Source organism: Mycobacterium sp. SMC-16 (genome assembly GCF_046250085.1).
Taxonomy (GTDB): Bacteria; Actinomycetota; Actinomycetes; order Mycobacteriales; family Mycobacteriaceae; genus Mycobacterium; species Mycobacterium phocaicum.
In genome coordinates this window covers 1701945-1719164 of the sequence record NZ_CP176427.1, presented here as the reverse complement: position 1 = coordinate 1719164, position 17220 = coordinate 1701945, and the positions used below count along the sequence as shown (strand labels likewise).

General features: G+C 66.9%; 13 protein-coding genes and 1 pseudogene. 2 read left to right on the top strand and 12 right to left on the bottom strand.

What is annotated here, in order from left to right:
* Positions 1 to 18: 18 nt before the first annotated feature.
* The 12 genes and pseudogenes from ACJEIK_RS08335 to ACJEIK_RS08280 all read right to left on the bottom strand — a co-directional run bounded on the left by ACJEIK_RS08335 (position 19) and on the right by ACJEIK_RS08280 (position 13727).
* Positions 19 to 648, bottom strand: a complete 630-nt coding sequence (locus tag ACJEIK_RS08335; protein WP_409431332.1) for a DUF937 domain-containing protein — start codon at positions 646 to 648, stop codon at positions 19 to 21.
* A gap of 99 nt (positions 649 to 747) precedes the next feature.
* Positions 748 to 2007, bottom strand: coding sequence for a trans-acting enoyl reductase family protein (locus ACJEIK_RS08330; protein WP_061002850.1), 1260 nt, complete (start codon positions 2005 to 2007; stop codon positions 748 to 750).
* A gap of 9 nt (positions 2008 to 2016) precedes the next feature.
* Positions 2017 to 3996, bottom strand: a complete 1980-nt coding sequence (locus ACJEIK_RS08325) for a prolyl oligopeptidase family serine peptidase (protein ID WP_061002848.1) — start codon at positions 3994 to 3996, stop codon at positions 2017 to 2019.
* A 40-nt stretch (positions 3997 to 4036) separates the two neighbouring features.
* On the bottom strand, positions 4037 to 4849 hold the full coding sequence (locus ACJEIK_RS08320; protein ID WP_061002845.1) for an alpha/beta fold hydrolase: 813 nt from the start codon (positions 4847 to 4849) through the stop codon (positions 4037 to 4039).
* Positions 4850 to 4958: 109 nt separating this feature from the next.
* Positions 4959 to 5180, bottom strand: a pseudogene (locus ACJEIK_RS08315) (transglycosylase family protein); the annotation flags it as partial.
* A gap of 965 nt (positions 5181 to 6145) precedes the next feature.
* The gene (gene mobA, locus ACJEIK_RS08310) at positions 6146 to 6667 is read right to left on the bottom strand and encodes a molybdenum cofactor guanylyltransferase (protein ID WP_061002843.1); all 522 of its coding nucleotides are present in this window, start codon (positions 6665 to 6667) and stop codon (positions 6146 to 6148) included.
* Positions 6668 to 6731: 64 nt separating this feature from the next.
* Positions 6732 to 7814 carry a 2-oxoacid:ferredoxin oxidoreductase subunit beta gene (locus tag ACJEIK_RS08305; RefSeq protein ID WP_061002842.1) on the bottom strand — a complete coding sequence of 361 codons (1083 nt, stop codon included), beginning with the start codon at positions 7812 to 7814 and terminating at the stop codon, positions 6732 to 6734.
* A complete protein-coding gene (locus tag ACJEIK_RS08300; RefSeq protein ID WP_061002839.1) occupies positions 7811 to 9745 on the bottom strand; it encodes a 2-oxoacid:acceptor oxidoreductase subunit alpha in 1935 nt (644 codons plus the stop codon). Before ACJEIK_RS08300 ends, ACJEIK_RS08305 begins: the two co-directional genes overlap by 4 nt.
* 349 nt (positions 9746 to 10094) lie before the next feature.
* A complete protein-coding gene (locus ACJEIK_RS08295) occupies positions 10095 to 10247 on the bottom strand; it encodes a hypothetical protein (protein ID WP_020102196.1) in 153 nt (50 codons plus the stop codon).
* Positions 10248 to 10342: 95 nt separating this feature from the next.
* On the bottom strand, positions 10343 to 11122 hold the full coding sequence (locus tag ACJEIK_RS08290) for a sulfite exporter TauE/SafE family protein (protein ID WP_409431331.1): 780 nt from the start codon (positions 11120 to 11122) through the stop codon (positions 10343 to 10345).
* A gap of 2 nt (positions 11123 to 11124) precedes the next feature.
* On the bottom strand, positions 11125 to 12327 hold the full coding sequence (locus tag ACJEIK_RS08285) for an FAD-dependent oxidoreductase (protein ID WP_409431330.1): 1203 nt from the start codon (positions 12325 to 12327) through the stop codon (positions 11125 to 11127).
* Between the two features lie 20 nt (positions 12328 to 12347).
* Positions 12348 to 13727: an MBL fold metallo-hydrolase gene (locus ACJEIK_RS08280; RefSeq protein ID WP_409431329.1), complete on the bottom strand. Its 1380-nt coding sequence runs from the start codon at positions 13725 to 13727 to the stop codon at positions 12348 to 12350.
* 309 nt (positions 13728 to 14036) lie between these two features.
* Between ACJEIK_RS08280 and ACJEIK_RS08275 the strand changes: the two genes are divergently transcribed.
* Together ACJEIK_RS08275 and fdhD are read left to right on the top strand one after the other, a co-directional pair.
* On the top strand, positions 14037 to 16379 hold the full coding sequence (locus tag ACJEIK_RS08275; RefSeq protein ID WP_409431328.1) for an FdhF/YdeP family oxidoreductase: 2343 nt from the start codon (positions 14037 to 14039) through the stop codon (positions 16377 to 16379).
* On the top strand, positions 16367 to 17191 hold the full coding sequence (gene fdhD, locus ACJEIK_RS08270) for a formate dehydrogenase accessory sulfurtransferase FdhD (protein ID WP_061009384.1): 825 nt from the start codon (positions 16367 to 16369) through the stop codon (positions 17189 to 17191). The genes ACJEIK_RS08275 and fdhD overlap by 13 nt, the downstream gene beginning before the upstream one ends.
* The last annotated feature ends 29 nt before the right edge of the window (positions 17192 to 17220 follow it).

The window sequence follows — 17220 nt, the reverse complement described above, 5'->3', positions numbered from 1 at the left end:
CGAGAAGGAAGCCCGGGCCTACTTCTTGTTGCCGAACAACCCGCCGAGGACACTGCCGAGCACGCCGCCGGCGCCCTGGTTACCGCCGCCGCCGAGGACGCTGCCCAGGATGCTGCCGAGCGGGTTGTCACCGGAGTTCGTGTTGCCGCCCGCTTTGTTGCCACTCAGCGCGCCGCCGAGGATGTTGCCCAGCACGTCGCCGAGACCGCCGCCGGACGCCGCGGGCGTCGAGGCCGCGCCGCCACCGCCGGTCAGCTGCTTGCCGATGTAGGCCAGCACGATGGGCGCCAGGATCGGCAGCAGCTTCTGGATCAGCTCACTGTTACCCGCGCCACCGCCGGCGAGCGCCGACGCGACCTGGCCGCTGTCGTTGCCGCCGAAGATCTTCGCGATGGCGTCGGCGCCCTGGTCCTGGTTGACCTGGTCGACCGTCACGCCACCGTCGAGCAGCCCGCTCGCCGCGTGGTCGGCGGCGTCGTTCTCGATGCCGGCCGCGGTATCCGGATCCTCCGCGTTGTGCTGCAGACCGCCGACCAGCAGCGGCACCAGTTGTTGTACGGCGCTGTTCACCTCCCCTTCATCAGCGCCGAGCTTGGCCGCAATCTCTTGTGTCGGAATCTGATTGAGCAGTTCGTCAAGACCAGCCATGGCTTTCCACCTCATGTCCCCGGGATGTGTGTGAAACCTCGCCGCCGACACTAGCCGGGTCGGCGACGAGGCACAGCACTTCCACGCTCGCTGCGCGAATCAGCTCCCCAGCGCCTCGGTTTCGAACGTGACGCCGGCGGCCGGCAGCCGCGTCATCAGCACGTCGCCCATCGCGGCAGCCGGTGTCAGGACACCCGTCAAATCCGACAGCCGGTCGCGATCGAGGGCCAGTCCCAGCCCGCTCTCCCCCAGCAGCACCGCGGTGGCCTTGTAGCCGGGATCGCCCTGCTGCGCCATGACCGAGCGGTACCGGGCACCGCTGTTGGTGCGTGTGTACGTCTCGACGCGATAGTGGCCCTTGTCCCGCGCCTGCTCACTGGGACCCGTGCCGGGTTTCGGCACGACGCGGTCGATCAGCCCGCGGGGCAGCTTGTTGAAGAATCGGCTGCCGAGGTTCATGACGGCGGCGTTGGCCGCGGTGCCCAGCGCCGAGGCCACCGGGGCGATGGGCGACGAGCCCAGGCTCATGTGCTCCGAGTACCGCAACCGGCGGCCGTACTCCCAGTCCAGCAGCGCATTGCTGCGGCGCACGATGCGGGTGTTGGCCACGGCCATGACGAAGGCCCCGGTCCAGGTCCCGGCGAGTTCGGGGGCGATGTCGCGGCCCCGGCGCCACGGGGTGTCGGTTTGGTGGCCCAGGTCCGGCTCGGCACCTCGATCGGTGGTCAGCGTGTAGGGGTCCAGCATGGCCTGGCGCAGTTCCTCGTCACCGGACGTCCGCGAGAACAGCTCGAGCATCGATGCGACGGTGCCGCCCGAGACCCCGCCGGAGAATCCGCGGAGCACGTAGTCGGTGTAGGTGAGCTCGCCGGCGCCGTCCGCCTCCGCCGCCTTGTACAGCGCGTAGACGGTGAGATCCGAAGGGATGGAATCGAATCCGCACGAGTGCACGATGCGGGCGCCGGTGTCGGCGGCCTGCTTGTGGAACAGGTCGATGCTCTCCCGGATGAACAGGCTCTCGCCTGTGAGGTCGGCGTAGTCGGTACCGGCCGCGGCACACGCCGCCACGAGCGGCAGCCCGTATTTGAGGTACGGACCGACGGTGGTGACGACCACCCGGGTCCGTTCGGCCATGGCATCGAGGGTGTGCTGTGACGACGCGTCGGCCTGGATCAATCCCCAGGTCTGGCCGGCCGCGCCGAGCGAATCCCGGACCGCGGCCAGTTTGTCCATCGACCGGCCCGCGAGCGCGATCCGCGCCTGCCCTCCGTTCTCTGCGAGGTATTGGGCGGTCAGCTTCCCGACGAAGCCGGTGGCGCCATAGAGAACGATGTCGAATTCGCGCTGCGGTGCGGTCATGCTGCAAACCTAACCAAGCATCTCCGGCAGGTCGACCGTCACCTTCAGCACGTGCTCGGACAGGAACGCCGCCACCACCTGGTACCAGATCTTGGCGTGCTGCGGCGCGGCGATCCAGTGCCCTTCGGACGGGTAGTAGAGGTAGCGGTGCGCGGTGGCGCCGGCGTCATCGGCCGGCAGCCCGGACCGGGTCAGCAGGTCGTTCCACAACCGCAGGCCTTCACCGATCGGCACGCGGTAGTCCTTGTCACCGTGGATCACCAGCATCGGGGTCGTGATGTTCTCGACGTGCAGATGCGGTGAATTGCGTTCGGCCATCTCGGGTGTCATCTCGCGGGCCCACCAGTAGGCACCATCGGTCGTCGGCCCGAACTGGTCGAGCGCCCAAAGGCTGGCGTGTGTGACGATCGCGGCGAACCGGTCGGTGTGCCCGGCGATCCAGTTGGCCATGTAACCACCGAACGAGCCACCCATGGCGGCGATCCGGCCGGCGTCGATGCGCGGATGCGCGCACGCCTCGTCGACGGCCGCCATCAGATCGGTGTACGGCGCGAAACCCCAAGCGCCCCAGCCGCGCTGGATGAAGTCCTGACCGTAACCGGTGGACAGCGCCGGGTCCGGCATCAACACCGCATAACCGAGCGCGGTGAGCAGCCAGGGATTCCACCGCCAGTGCCAGGTGTTCCAGCTGCCCAGCGGCCCGCCGTGCACCCACAGCAGCAGCGGCGCGGGGGCGTCGCCGGCCGGCAGGGTCAACCAGGAACGAACCGGCGTACCGTCGTCCGCGGTTGTCGTCAGGTCGACGAGTTCACCTGGCAGCTCCGGGAATTCGACGCACGGCAGCACGGTGACGGATCCGTCGGCGTCGAGGCGGACCGGGTGCGGCGGGGTCAGGTAACTGCTGCGCAGGGCATACAGTGCACCACCGGGCACGGGCCGCACCTCGCCGTACGCGAAGTCGTCGTGCGTCAACTGGGTCACCGCGCCACTCGACGGGTCGACGGCGAAGATGGGCGCCCGGCCGTTGTCATCCGCGGTGACCAGCAACGTCGAGCCGTCGTGCGACCAGGTCACCGATGCCGGCCAGCGGTCCCAGTGGGCTGCGAGTTCCACCGGCTCGCCACCGAAGGCCTGTCTGCACAGGGTGATTCGCGGCGCCTGCTCCGGTGTCGAGTGCGTCTCCCGCAGGTACGCGACGGTGTTGCCGTCGGGCGAGATCGCCGGGCGACCCAGGTCCGCGGCCGGGTCGTCGGCGATCACGGTGCGCTCCCCCGTGGCAATGTCGATGCGGACCAGCACGCTGCGCAGCGCGGCTCCCGCCGCAGGCACCTCCCAGGAGGCGACGGCGAAGCTGCCGTCCGCGCTGAGGTCGACGGAGGCCTCGTTCAGCGCCATCCCCGGCTGCGGTGTAATGTCTTGGGCCGCACCCGATTCGACCCGGAGGAGGTGTGCGTGATCCGGGCCGAGGTCGTGGTCCCAGTGCCGCACCGGGTAGCCGGCGTGCAGTATCGCCGACACCTTCTTGTCCTTGCGGAGGACGCGCAGTCGCTTGTCATCGTCGGGCGTGGCGGCCGACGGGAGCAGCGGCGCCGTCACCACCACGACGTCGGCGGCACGGGCGGCGTGCACCGCGCTGACGCCGCCCGCCAGTTCGAGAACCCGTTGCGCTTCACCGCCTTTCGCCGGCAACCGCCATAACGCCGCGGCTGGGTCGTCGTCGGTATCGGTGGGACGCGCCGCGACGAACAGCAGGTCACCTGCCGCGGTGAAAGCCGGTTGCGACTCCCCCTTGGGCCCGTACGTCAGCCGGCGCGCCTCCTGCTGACCGTCGGGATCGAGTTCCCAAGCCGCGGTGACGAATTCGGTGCCCTTGTCGTTGAGTTCGCTGATCAGCGTCACGACGCGGTGGCCGTCCGGCGAGACGGCGAGCCCGGACACCCGGGGTAGAGAGAGGTACGCATCCAGGTCATCGGACGGAGTCAGGGCCATGCTCCGTTGTTAGCACACCAGGGACCGCGGCCTCATGCTGTTATTTCCCGCGGTGGCGGTCGAGGAAGTCGTCGATCAGCGCGTTGACGGTGTCGGGCGCCTCATAGGCGGCCAGGTGCCCCACGTGGTCCAGGACCACCAGCTCCGAGCCGAGAATCGCCTCGGCCATCCGGCGCACTTCGGCAACGGGAAAGCTCGCGTCCTCGCGACCGGCGACGACCATGGTCGGGGTGTTGATGCGGCCGAACAGCGCGTGCTGGTCGGGACGCCTGACGACGATGCTCTCCACCGCGAAGCTGGCCGACCGGGCCTCGTTGCCCGTGATCATCGTCACCAGTCCGTCGACCAGGTCGGGACGCTGGCGGCGGGTGGTCTTCCCGAGGAATCGCGGCACGACCGTCGACCGCACGAAGAGCGGGCTCCCGGCCAGCCGGGTCATCCGGGCCGCGAGCGCGAGCTGCAGACGGTCCCATCTGGGGCCCTCCGACGCCGTGCCGTTGAGCAGTACCGCGCATCCGACCCGTTCCGGAAACGTCGCCGAGATCGTGCCGCCGATCATGGCGCCCCACGAATTGCCGACCAGGTGCGCCCACGGCAGCCCCAGCGCGTCCAGGACGTCCACATATGCCCGCGCACTGGCCTCGAAGGTGAAAGGACTGCGCAGCGGCTCGCTGCGCCCCTGTCCTGGCGGGTCGATCGCGATGGTGGTGTACCGGCCGGAGAAGTGCGCCACCTGCGCGGCGTACAGCGTGTGGTCGGTCAGGAGGCTGGGCATCAGGAGAATCGGGTCGCCGGAGCCGCTGACGTGGACCTGCAGGGCGCCGAGGCCGGTCGCGATGTCGTGCGTCGCCATGCCCCCATAGTTTCATCAAGTGACGGTTGTGCCCGGCCGGCCACAACGACAAAGGGTGCCGGACCGTGTGGTCCGACACCCTTTGTTTGCCTTGCTCGTCGTACGGCTCTCAGCCGCGACGGCCGCAGACCGGCCAAGCGCCCATGCCCTGACGGGCGGCGACGTTCTCGGCGACTCGGATCTGCTCGTCCTTGCTGGCGGTGTGGGGCATGCCCGAGCCGCCGTTGGCACGCCAGGTGCCGAGGTTGAACTGCAGCCCGCCGTAGTAACCGTTGCCGGTGTTGATGGCCCAGTTGCCACCAGACTCACAGGCTGCAACGGCGTCCCAGTTGTGGCCGCCGTCCGCATTCGCGGTACCGGTACCGATGACCATCGGGGCCACAGCAACTGCCCCGGCAACGGCAACCAGTCCAAGCGTTGTGCGGATGTTCTTCACGTTGTTCCTCTCGCCGAGCGCGCGCCAAACATCGCCCGCGCATAGGCGGTGCAAACTGCTGCCTGCCGGGCAGGCGTAGGGGGCTGGATCGTGTCGTCTCGGTCGGACACGACAGCGGGGGCGGTTTGATCGGTCCGGGCTCAAGGCCGGCGGACGCTACGGGCAACAGGCCATCTGCTCTGGTCCCACCGCGATCCCGCTCACACGCAGGTTCATGGTTTTTCAGTTATTTGCTCTCTTGGAGCAGTACGAGGACCGTAGCAAGAATCCGACCTGCAATGTCGAACCCATCCCAGCCAGATAACAGCCAGATCACGGCCCAACCTGAGAGGAACATAAGCAGGTCACGCGATATATAAAGCACCCCTAACAAATCACAATTCAGCAACATTCCGTGATAGACGTCACCATGAAATTGTGGCCTGGCGCACAGAATTGAATTCACACGAGTCACAGTTGTCGCAGGTCAGCGCCACATTTGCGCAGTGTCCGCGCTAAACCTCCGGCGTGTCGCCCAGTGAAATGCAGGCGCACCGCGAGTCGCTGTTCGCTGCCGACGGACGCGTCAAACCCGCTCGGACTCGATGTGGCCAGTCAATACCGCGCCAATCAGGACTTTTCATGCCCGCGATGCGTACGGTTCGAGCAGCGTTAACCGACCACCCTTGGACGCGTGCGCCCGAATCCATTGCACCACAACGCTTTTGAAGTTCTTCAATAGAACGAGGAGTGAATTGTCCCCAATTGCGTCCCTAAGTTTCCGAATTCAGCACACCGCACGACAATGCAATGAATTCGCATTCACCAATAAGCGAGAAATTCAAGAATGCACAGCCGGACCGCGGGCCTTTGCTGAGGTGTCAGACGAAATCGTCCGGGCTGTTGACGTTGACCAGCGCCCGCTGCCGGTCCATCACCACCCGCTGGGTGTCGACGGTGTCAACCAGGGCCCGCATGCTGCGCCGCCCGTGCGCCACCAGCTCGTCGGCCCGGGTGGCCAGGGCAGTGCGGTAGATGCCGGCCAGGTAGTGATCGCGACCGTCCCAGGGCAGCACCACGTCGGCGTCCACCCGTGCCGCATGGTGGGCAAGCTCGTCGATCAGCTCGACAGTCAGGTAGGGCATGTCCACAGCGGACACGAAGGCGCGCTCATACCCGGCGTCGGCCGCGGCGCGCAGACCGCGGGCGGTGGCCAGCAGCGGTCCGACACCAGGGGCCGCGTCCCGCAGCACTTCCGCGTCCAGGTCGGGCAGCGCCTGGCCGCGGGCGGCGATGACGAACACCTGCGGGCACCGCGCTCGCAGCGTGTTCACGACCTGTTCGACGAACGTGATCTCCCCCGCCGGCCCGCGGAACCGCACGGTGGCCTTGTCCCGCCCCATACGACGAGACGCCCCGCCGGCCAATACAACTGCGGCCGGCGGGGCGTCTTCGGTCAATGCGTCGTCAGTCTTCGACAGTCCAGGTGTCCTTGCCACGCAGCAAGGATTGCAGAGCGGCGGTGTCGTGCGCCTTGGATTCCATCGCAGAGCTGATCTGCTGACGCGCTTCGTCGTCGTAAGTCGGCCGGTTCACCGAGCGGAAGATGCCCATCACGGTGTGCTCGAGGTTCTGCTCCGACAGGCGCGACAGTGCGAACGCGTAGGCCGGGTCATCGAGATTGGCGTTGTGCACCACGATGTCCGACGGGTCCACATCTGCGGTCTTGCCGATCTCCAGTCCGTAACCGGACTTGGTGACGCAGAACTCGCCCTCGGCACCGAAGACGATCGGCTCGCCGTGCACCAGGTTGATCAGCCGGTCCTCGGCGCCTTCCTTGCGCAGCGGGTCGAACGAGCCGTCGTTGAAGATCGGGCAGTCCTGCAGGATCTCGACGATGGCGGCACCGCGGTGGGCGGCCGCGCCCTTGAGAACCTCGGTCAGACCCTTGCGGTCGGAATCCAGCGCTCGGCCGACGAACGTCGCCTCGGCACCCAGCGCCAGCGACACGGGGTTGAACGGCTGGTCCAGCGAGCCCATCGGTGTCGACTTGGTGACCTTGCCGACCTCGGAGGTCGGCGAGTACTGGCCCTTGGTCAGACCGTAGATCCGGTTGTTGAACAGCAGGATCGTGATGTTGATGTTGCGGCGCAGTGCGTGGATCAGGTGGTTACCACCGATCGACAGCGAGTCACCGTCACCGGTGACGACCCACACCGAGAGGTCCGGACGCGCCAGCGCCAGGCCGGTGGCGATGGTCGGGGCGCGACCGTGGATCGAGTGGAAGCCGTAGGTCTCCAGGTAGTACGGGAACCGGCTGGAGCAGCCGATGCCGCTGATGAACGCGATGTTCTCGCGGCGCAGGCCCAGCTCCGGCAGGAAGTTGCGGATGGTGTTGAGGATGACGTAGTCACCACAGCCCGGGCACCAGCGCACCTCCTGGTCGCTGGTGAAGTCCTTGCCCTTCTGCGGCTGGTCCGTGGTCGGAACCAGGGCATTCTTGCTGAGGGCTTCGGTCAGTCCCAGATCAGCACCGATCAGATCCGTCATGCGTTTGCTCCCACACCGGTTTCCACGGTGGCGGCTGCCAACCGTGCGAACTTGGCCTTGTCAGTTTCCTTCTCGCGCAACGATCCGTCCAGCGCCGCGCTGATGATGCCCTCGACCTCGTCGGCCAGGAACGCCATGCCCTCGACCTTGGTCACCGACTGGACGTCGACCAGGTACTTGCCGCGCAGCAGCAGCGCCAGCTGGCCGAGGTTCATCTCGGGCACGACGACCTTGTCGTACTTGCGCAGGACCTCTTCGAGGTTGGCCGGGAACGGGTTGAGGTGGCGCAGCTGCGCGTGCGCGACCTTGACGCCGTTGCGCCGGGCGCGGCGGCAGGCCTCGCCGATCGGGCCGTATGAGCTGCCCCAGCCGAGCATCAGCAGTTCGGCTTCGCCGCTCGGGTCGTCGACCTCGAGGTCGGGCACCTTGATGCCGTCGATCTTGAGCTGCCGCAACCGGACCATGAGGTCGTGGTTCTTGGGCTCGTAGGAGATGTTGCCGGAGCCGTTGGCCGCTTCCAGACCACCGATGCGGTGCTCCAGTCCCGGGGTACCCGGGATGGCGAACTGGCGACCCAGCGTCTCGGGGTCACGCGCGTACGGCTGGAACGGCTTGCCCGGCTCGGCGAACGTGTGCTCGATGGCCGGGTAGCTGCTGATGTCCGGGATGCGCCACGGCTCGGAGCCGTTGGCGATCGCGCCGTCCGACAGGATGATCACCGGGGTGTGGTACGCGATGGCGATCCGCACGGCTTCCACGGCGACGTCGAAGCAGTCCGACGGCGAGCACGGCGCCAGCACCGCGACGGGCGACTCGCCGTTGCGGCCGTACAGCGCCTGCAGCAGGTCGGCCTGCTCGGTCTTGGTCGGCAGACCGGTGGACGGGCCACCGCGCTGCACGTCGATGACGATCAGCGGCAGCTCCGTCATGACGGCGAGGCCGATGGCCTCGGACTTCAGCGAGACACCGGGACCCGAGGTGCTGGTCACGCCGAGCGCGCCGCCGTACGAGGCGCCGATGGCGGCACCGATGCCGGCGATCTCGTCTTCGGCCTGGAAGGTCATGACGTTGAAGTGCTTGTACTTGGACAGCTCGTGCAGGATGTCCGACGCCGGGGTGATCGGGTAGGTGCCGAGCACCACCTGGATGTCACCCAGCTGGCCGGCGGCGACGATGCCGTACGCCATGGCGGTGTTGCCGGAGATCTGGCGGTATTCACCGGACTTGAGCTTGGCCGGGGCCACCTCATAGGTGGTGCCGAAGGCCTCCGTGGTCTCGCCGTAGTTCCAGCCGGCCTTGAGCGCCAGCACGTTGGCCTCGGCGATCTCGGGCTTGCGGGCGAACTTCTCGCGGATGAAGGCCTCGCTGTGCTCCAGCTCGCGGCCGTACATCCACGACAGCAGACCGAGCCCGAACATGTTCTTGGCGCGCTGACCGTCCTTCTTGGTCGCGCCGATGGCTTCGACCGCGGCGAGGGTCAGCGTGGTCATCGCCACGGGGATGACCACGAACTCGGACAGTTCGTCGTTCTCGAGCGGGTTCTCCGCGTACCCGACCTTGGCCAGGTTGCGCTTGGTGAACTCGTCGGAGTTGGCGATGATCATGCCGCCGCGCGGCAGGTCGGCGACGTTGGCCTTGAGCGCGGCCGGGTTCATGGCGACCAGCACGTCGGGGCGGTCACCGGCGGTGAGGATGTCGTAATCCGCGATCTGGATCTGGAACGACGACACACCGGGCAGGGTGCCCTGTGGTGCGCGGATCTCGGCGGGGTAGTTCGGCTGCGTCGCAAGGTCATTGCCGAAGAGGGCGGCTTCCGAAGTGAACCGGTCACCGGTCAGCTGCATACCGTCACCGGAGTCACCAGCGAAGCGGATGACCACCTTCTCGAGCTTCTGCCGCGAGGTGCCGTTGTCGCCGTCGTTAAGACCCACGACGCCTGCCTTTCACACTCTGTTTCGGAGTCCGTCGCACTGTTTCCGGAGACGCCGCAAAGCGGTGCTCACGATCGCCAGCTCGGCGCCGCCAAAATTTTGATGTCACTGCTAGTACCGATTATTGCACTTCTCTTAGGGTGCACTAGCCAGGACGCGCCAATGTGGGGCGGGTAGCGCCCACCTAAAGACGCACGTCAAGTCGATTGCAGACACTTGACACGTGTCAAAATGTGGCTTTCATCACGTTCCGATGACCGGAATTCCTAAGAAGCGGTTACCGCCCGGTAGCCGTCGGCGCTAGCGCTTCGCCGCATCGGAAATACCCGGCGGCACAAGAGATTAGGCGTCAGTCCGGTTGGCCGTCTGGACGGGTGTCCAGACGGCGGCCGTGCCACCGCAGGCGTAGCAACATCAACTGCCGGTGCGCCTGGAACCCCAACGCCAACGGGTCGGCCCAGGCGCGGCGACCCGGCGTACCACGACCGGTATCGGTATCCATACGGCCATTGTCCAGAAGCTGGACAACCGCGCACGTCCCGTGACGGAGCGCCGACATGTCGGTCCGGTGAAGATTTGCAGTCACCGCTGATCACGTCACACAAAGCTCACGACGACCGTGTCGATGAGCACATAGGCGGCGACCGCGAAGATGAGATACGCAAACCAATGCTGCAGCCGCCGGGTGTCGAGCCGGGTCCCGAGGTGGCCGGCGATCAGCGAACCGGCGATCGCCGTGCCGACGAACGCCGCGGCGATGGTCCAGTCGATGCTGGTGCCGCCCAGATGGGACAGCAGGCCCGCCAAAGAGTTGGCGACGATGATGAGCAGCGAAGTACCGATCGCGACCGGCATCTCCACCCCGAGCAACAACACCAGCGCCGGAATGATCAGAAAGCCGCCGCCGACACCGAAGAGCCCGGTGAGCAGGCCGACGAGGAAACCCGCAGGAATCGACCTCGAGGCACAGCGGCGCCAGTTGATTCCCGAATCACCCACTCTGCAGGCGGTACCGGTGCCGCCGTCGTCCTGCAGCATCCGGACTCCGGCCAGCACCATCACCACCGCGAAGCCGACGAGGAGCACCGGTTGCGGCAAGTGGCGGCCGATGGCACTGCCGACGAACGTTGCCGGGATGCCGGCGGCCGCGAAGATGGCGGCCAGCCGCCACTGCACGTGCCCGGCCCGTATCTTCGGCAACGCGCCGACCGCCGATGCGATGCCGACGACCAACAGCGACAACGGAATCGCCTGTTCGAACCCCAGGCCCAGGACATAGACCAACGCCGGTACCGCCAGAATGGAACCGCCGCCGCCGAGCAGGCCGAGCAGGACGCCGATGACGGCGCCCAAGCCAAGGGCGAGAACGACATTCACGGCTAGGCAAGGCCTTTCAGCATCAGATTCCAATACATGTAGGGCAGCCCGTATTTCTTCAGGTACCAGTACGCCCGGTGCGGGATGACGGGATCGAGCAGCGGGAACGACGGCTTCAGGTTGAGGTCGTAGTCGAACTCGGCGAGCAGCATCGCGTCCGACGACGTGACGATCGGGCACGACGAATAGCCGTCGTACGACGCCCGCAGCGGACGGCCGGTCAAGAAGGAGTCGATGTTCTCGACCACCACCGGGGCCTGCTTGCGGATCGCGGCGCCGGTCTTCGAGTTCGGCGACGAACCGGCGTCACCGAGGCTGAAGACGTTGGGGTACCGCACGTGCTGCATGGTGTGCTTGTCGATGTCGACGTAGCCCATGGCGTCACCCGTCGACAGCGCGCTGCGTTTGATCCAGTCCGGCGCGGACTGGCGCGGCACGGCGTGCAGGACGTCGTAGGGCAGCATGGCGTCGGTGCCACCCTCCCCCACACTGGTGACGCCGACCTTGTGCGACGCCGCGTCGACCAGAGTCACCTCGGAGTTGGTGTGCAAGGTGATGCCGTAGTCGGCGATCACCTTGTCGAGACTGTCCGCGATCGCGGGAATCCCGAACGGCCGCGCGCCCGGCATGACCAGGTGGACGTCGATGTCCTTGAGCACGCCCTGTGACCGCCAGTAGTCGGACGCCAAATACGCGATCTTCTGCGGCGCGCCGGCACACTTGATGGCGCCGGACGGCACGGTGAACACCGCCGTACCCGACCGCAGGTTCCGGATGAAATCCCAGGTCCGCGGTGCGAGGTCGAAGCGATAGTTCGAGGAGACGCCGTCCCGGCCCAGCGTCTCCGCCAGCCCCTCGGTGCGATCCCAATCGAGTTGGATGCCCGGGCAGACCACGAGCGCGTCGTATTCGTAGGTGGCGCCGTCGACACAGGTGACCGTGTTGGCGTCGGGATCGAAGGCGCTCGCCGCGTTCCGGATCCACGTTGCGCCCTTGGGCATCACCGCGGACTCGGCGCGTTCGGTCGTGGCGGCCTGCGCCTGTCCGCCGCCGACAAGGGTCCACAGCGGTTGGTAGTAGTGCTTGTCCGACGGCTCGATGACCGCGACGTCGGTGTAGCCCTTGCGCAGCAACCGGGCCGCGACCGTGATGCCGGCGGTGCCGCCGCCGACAATCACGATCTGGTGCTTGGCAGTGCTGGTCATATCTGTGATTTCTCCTGTCTTCAGGCGTTCTCGACGGCTTCTGCCCAGGCGCCATAGCCACCCAAGATGTCACTCACGTCGTTGAATCCGTTCCGCCGCAACAGACTTGCCGCGACCGACGAGCGGTACCCACCGGCGCAGTAGACGACGGTCGGTTTGGCGGGGTCGAGCTCACCGAGCCGCGCGGGCAACTGACCCACCGGGATGCCGATGGCATTCGGAATGGTCCCGGCAGCGACCTCACCGGGGTTGCGGACATCGACGATCTGCAGGTTCGGCAGCGCGGCGACCCGTTCGCCAAAAGCCTTGGCGGTCAACCGCGAGGCCACCTGGACGTCACCCTGGTGGGCGACCAACGCCGCGTACGGCTCCGCCACGTAGCCGATCACCCGGTCGAAACCGATCCGGGCGAGCCGGTTCTTGCCCTCGAGCTCCTCACCGGGCTCGGTGAACAGCACGATGTCGACGTCGGACGGCAGGACGGAACCGGCGAACTCCGCGTAACGGCCTTGCAGGCCGATGTTGACGGCGCCGCGCAGGTGACCCAGCGCGAAATCTTCGGGGCCACGGCCGTCCACCAGGACGGCGCCGGCGTCGATCGCCGCACGAGCCTGCTCGTAGGTCAGCGCCGACGGCAGCTTCGTCTCGTCGAGCAGCTCGCGATCCTTGCGGTTGAGGATCGCGTCGTAGACGAAGTAGCCCGGCGCGGGCGGCTGCCCCTCGGTGACGAGGTTCATGAACGAGGCCTTGTCGGTGGCGCGCAGCGCGTAGTTCGTCGCCTTCTGATCACCGATCGTCGACCACAGGTCGGTCGACAGGTTCTTGCCACAGGCCGAGCCGGCGCCATGCGCCGGGTACACCCGGGTCGCATCGGGCAGCGTCATCAGTTTGTTGTGCAGCGACTCATAGAGCTTGTCCGCCAGTTCTTCTCGCGTGAAACCGATCGAGGCCAGCAGGTCGGGGCGGCCGACATCGCCGATGAAGAGCGTGTCCCCGGTCATGACGCCGTAGGGCGTCTGGTCGTCGGCATGCTCGTACACCACCACGCTCATCGACTCGGGAGTGTGTCCGGGGGTGTGCCGGAACTCGAGCGTCACGTCGCCCAGCGCGTAGCGCTCACCGTCGGCGACACCCGTCGACTCGAACTCGGTCTCGGCGACCGACGAGTAGACGATCTTGGCCCCGGTGGCCTTCGCCAGCTCGAGGTGACCGGAGAGGAAGTCTGCGTGAAAGTGCGTCTCGATGACCAATTCGATGGTCAGCCCATGCCCTTCGGCATCGGCAAGGTATCCGGCCACATCGCGCTGCGGGTCCACAACCACTGCGCGCCCGGTGGTTTCGTCACCGATCAGGTAGGACGCGTGCGACAGGCAATCCAGGTAATACTGCTGCAGGATCATCAGCGGCTTCTTTCTCCTCGTTGGGTAGCACCACTTTGAGCTATACCCTCATGGGTATTCAATATACCCCCTGGGGTATCTTATTCCAACGGCGCGGAAATGCGGGTGGGGGTATCTGAGGCGTTCCCCTGAAAGGTACCCCCACCCGTATAACGGGCGTAGAGGCTTAGGTCCCACCTGCAGGGTGGTGCTGGTCACCGGCGCCGCACCGACCGGCGATAGGCGCCGCCTATCAGGGCATCTGAAATGCCGATGACCGATGCCTCATTCCGGACCTGAATCCCGGATTTCCCGGATTAGATTGGAGAGATGACCACCGTCAGAGACGGCCACGATGTCGACGCCACCTACGACGAACACGACATAGCGGTGACCGGCGCCGAACACGAAGCCGCCGGAGTCAAGGCCGTGATGGTCAGCATGCAGCGCGGGCTCCGGCAGATGGGTCCGCTGCGCACCGCCGAGACACTGACCAGGATCAATCAGCGGCACGGTTTCGACTGCCCGGGTTGCGCGTGGCCAGAGGAACATGGCGGACGCAAGCTCGCCGAGTTCTGCGAGAACGGCGCCAAGGCAGTAGCCGAGGAAGCGACGCGGCGCCGGGTCACCCCGGAATTCTTCGCCCGGCATCCGGTCGCCGAACTCGCCGAAAAGCCCGAATACTGGCTGTCCCAGCAGGGCCGCCTGACCCACCCGATGGTGCTGGCGCCCGGCGACAGCCATTACCGCCCGATCGACTGGGACGACGCGTGCGCACTGATCGCCCGCGAGCTCAACGCCCTCGCCGACCCCGACGAGGCGTTGTTCTACACCTCCGGCCGCACCAGCAACGAGGCCGCGTTCCTCTACCAATTGCTCGCGCGCAGTTTCGGCACCAACAACCTGCCGGACTGTTCCAACATGTGCCACGAGTCGTCGGGCACCGCGCTCGTCGAGTCGATCGGCATCGGCAAGGGCTCGGTCACCGTCGACGACGTCATCCACGCCGACTGCATCGTCATCGCCGGGCAGAACCCGGGCACCAACCACCCGCGCATGCTGTCGGTGCTGGAGAAGGCAAAAGCGCGGGGCGCCACGATCATCGCGATCAACCCCCTGCCCGAGGCCGGACTCATGCGGTTCAAGGATCCGCAGAAGGTGCACGGCGTCATCGGCCACGGCGTGCCCATCGCCGACGAGTTCGTACAGATCCGCATCGGCGGCGACATGGCGCTGTTCGCCGGTCTGGGCCGGCTCCTGCTGGAAGCCGAGAACCGTTCGCCCGGAACCGTACTGGATCGCGACTTCATCGACCGGCACTGCGCTGGTTTCGCGGACTACGAAAGCCGCACCCGCGCAGTCGATCTGGATGCCGTCACCGCGGCCAGCGGCATCAGCCGGGACCAGTTGCAGCGGGTCGCCGACGCGTTGATCCGCTCGGAGCGCACCATCATCTGCTGGGCCATGGGCCTGACGCAGCAGAAGCACGCGGTGGCCACCATCGGCGAGGCCACCAACCTGCTTCTCATGCGCGGCATGATCGGAAAGCCCGGTGCGGGCGTGTGTCCCGTGCGCGGCCATTCCAACGTGCAGGGCGACCGGACCATGGGCATCTGGGAGAAGATGCCCGAAGAGTTCCTGGCCGCGCTGGACGCCCGGTTCGGCATCACCTCACCGCGCAAGCACGGTCACGACACCGTCGACGGAATCCGGGCCATGCGTGACGGGCACGCCAAGGTCTTCATCGGGATGGGCGGCAACTTCGCCTCGGCCACCCCGGACACCGACGTCACCGCCGCAGCCATGCGCAATTGCGCTCTCACGGTGCAGATTTCGACGAAGCTCAATCGCAGCCATGTCGTTCACGGCCGCACCGCATTGATACTGCCCACTCTGGGCCGCACCGACAAGGATTTCCAGGCCGGCGGCAAACAGGTGGTGTCGGTGGAGGATTCGATGTCGATGGTGCATCTGTCGCGCGGCGGCCTGACACCGCCCAGTGACCAGGTGCGCAGTGAGGTCGCGATCGTCTGCCAACTGGCCCGGACCCTGCTCGGGCCGGCGCACCCGGTGCCGTGGGAAGCCTTCAACGCCGACTACGACGGCATCCGCGACGCCATCGCGGACGTGGTTCCCGGATGCGCCGACTACAACACCCGGGTCCGTCAGCCGGATGGCTTCCAGCTGCCTCACCCACCCCGGGACTCCCGCGAATTCCCCACGCACACAGGCAAAGCCAACTTCTCGGTCGAACCCGTCGAATGGGTGCCGGTGCCCGAGGGCCGGCTGGTACTGCAGACCCTGCGCAGCCACGACCAGTACAACACCACCATCTACGGCTTGGACGACCGCTATCGCGGCGTCAAGGGCGGCCGGCGCGTGGTGTTCGTCAACCCGGCCGACATCGCTGCCCTCGGTCTCGCCGAGGGCAGCCGCGTCGACCTGGTCTCCGAATTCGACGGCCACGAGCGCCGCGCGAAAGACTTTCTGGTGGTGCCCTATTCGACACCCGTCGGCAATGCCGCGGCCTACTACCCGGAGACCAATCCCTTGATCCCGTTGGACCACACTGCCCGCAAATCCAATACGCCGGTGTCCAAGGCCGTGGTGATCAGGCTTGTCCCAGGGGGCGAGCGCAGCGACGGGGGATCGGACCAGTCGTGGGTCGGGTAACCGCACGGCGCCGAGCCGAACACGTCACCGCCGGCGGCACCGTCTCCCGCCCGGAAACCCTGGCTGTCGAGGAGCCCCTGGAAATCCGGGTCAACGGCACTCCCCTCACCGTCACCATGCGGACGCCGGGCTCGGATGTCGAACTCGCCCAAGGGTTTCTGCTCACCGAGGGCGTGATCGCCCGCCGCGATGACATCGCCCGCGTCGCCTACTGCCGCGGCGCCACCGAAGACGGCAGCAACACCTACAACGTGCTCGACGTGATGTTGCCGCCGCACGTCCCGCCGCCGTCGGTCGACGTGACCCGCAACTTCTACACCACCTCGTCGTGCGGCGTGTGCGGCAAGGCTTCCATCGACGCCGTCCGGACCGTCAGCCACTACTCCCCCGGTGACGACCCGACCACCGTCACCAACGCCATCCTGTCGGCGATGCCCCAGCAGCTGCGCCAAGCCCAGAAGGTGTTCAACAGCACCGGCGGGCTGCACGCCGCCGCGCTGTTCGGCGCCGAGGGTGAGATGTTCGTCGCCCGCGAGGACATCGGGCGGCACAACGCGGTGGACAAGGCGATCGGGTGGGCGCTGGAGCAGGGCCGCGTTCCGCTGACCGGCACCGTCCTGCTGGTGAGCGGCCGGGCGTCGTTCGAACTGACGCAGAAGGCGGTCATGGCCGGCATCCCGCTGCTGGCGGCCGTATCCGCGCCGTCGTCGTTGGCCGTCGACCTGGCCAGCCAGGCCGGGCTCACGTTGGTGGCCTTCCTCCGCGGCGAGTCGATGAACGTCTACACCCGGCCGGACCGCATCGTCCGGTAGCCGTGATACGCAAAAGCCCCCGCCGGGAA

What these genes read in the sequence shown, in the direction of transcription:
- ACJEIK_RS08335 (WP_409431332.1), bottom strand. Translation starts at nt 648, where the DNA reads ATGGCTGGTCTTGACGAACTGCTCAATCAGATTCCGACACAAGAGATT.
- ACJEIK_RS08330 (WP_061002850.1), bottom strand. Translation starts at nt 2,007, where the DNA reads ATGACCGCACCGCAGCGCGAATTCGACATCGTTCTCTATGGCGCCACC.
- ACJEIK_RS08325 (WP_061002848.1), bottom strand. Translation starts at nt 3,996, where the DNA reads ATGGCCCTGACTCCGTCCGATGACCTGGATGCGTACCTCTCTCTACCC.
- ACJEIK_RS08320 (WP_061002845.1), bottom strand. Translation starts at nt 4,849, where the DNA reads ATGGCGACGCACGACATCGCGACCGGCCTCGGCGCCCTGCAGGTCCAC.
- mobA (WP_061002843.1), bottom strand. Translation starts at nt 6,667, where the DNA reads ATGGGGCGGGACAAGGCCACCGTGCGGTTCCGCGGGCCGGCGGGGGAG.
- ACJEIK_RS08305 (WP_061002842.1), bottom strand. Translation starts at nt 7,814, where the DNA reads ATGACGGATCTGATCGGTGCTGATCTGGGACTGACCGAAGCCCTCAGC.
- ACJEIK_RS08295 (WP_020102196.1), bottom strand. Translation starts at nt 10,247, where the DNA reads ATGGATACCGATACCGGTCGTGGTACGCCGGGTCGCCGCGCCTGGGCC.
- ACJEIK_RS08285 (WP_409431330.1), bottom strand. Translation starts at nt 12,327, where the DNA reads ATGACCAGCACTGCCAAGCACCAGATCGTGATTGTCGGCGGCGGCACC.
- ACJEIK_RS08280 (WP_409431329.1), bottom strand. Translation starts at nt 13,727, where the DNA reads ATGATCCTGCAGCAGTATTACCTGGATTGCCTGTCGCACGCGTCCTAC.
- ACJEIK_RS08275 (WP_409431328.1), top strand. Translation starts at nt 14,037, where the DNA reads ATGACCACCGTCAGAGACGGCCACGATGTCGACGCCACCTACGACGAA.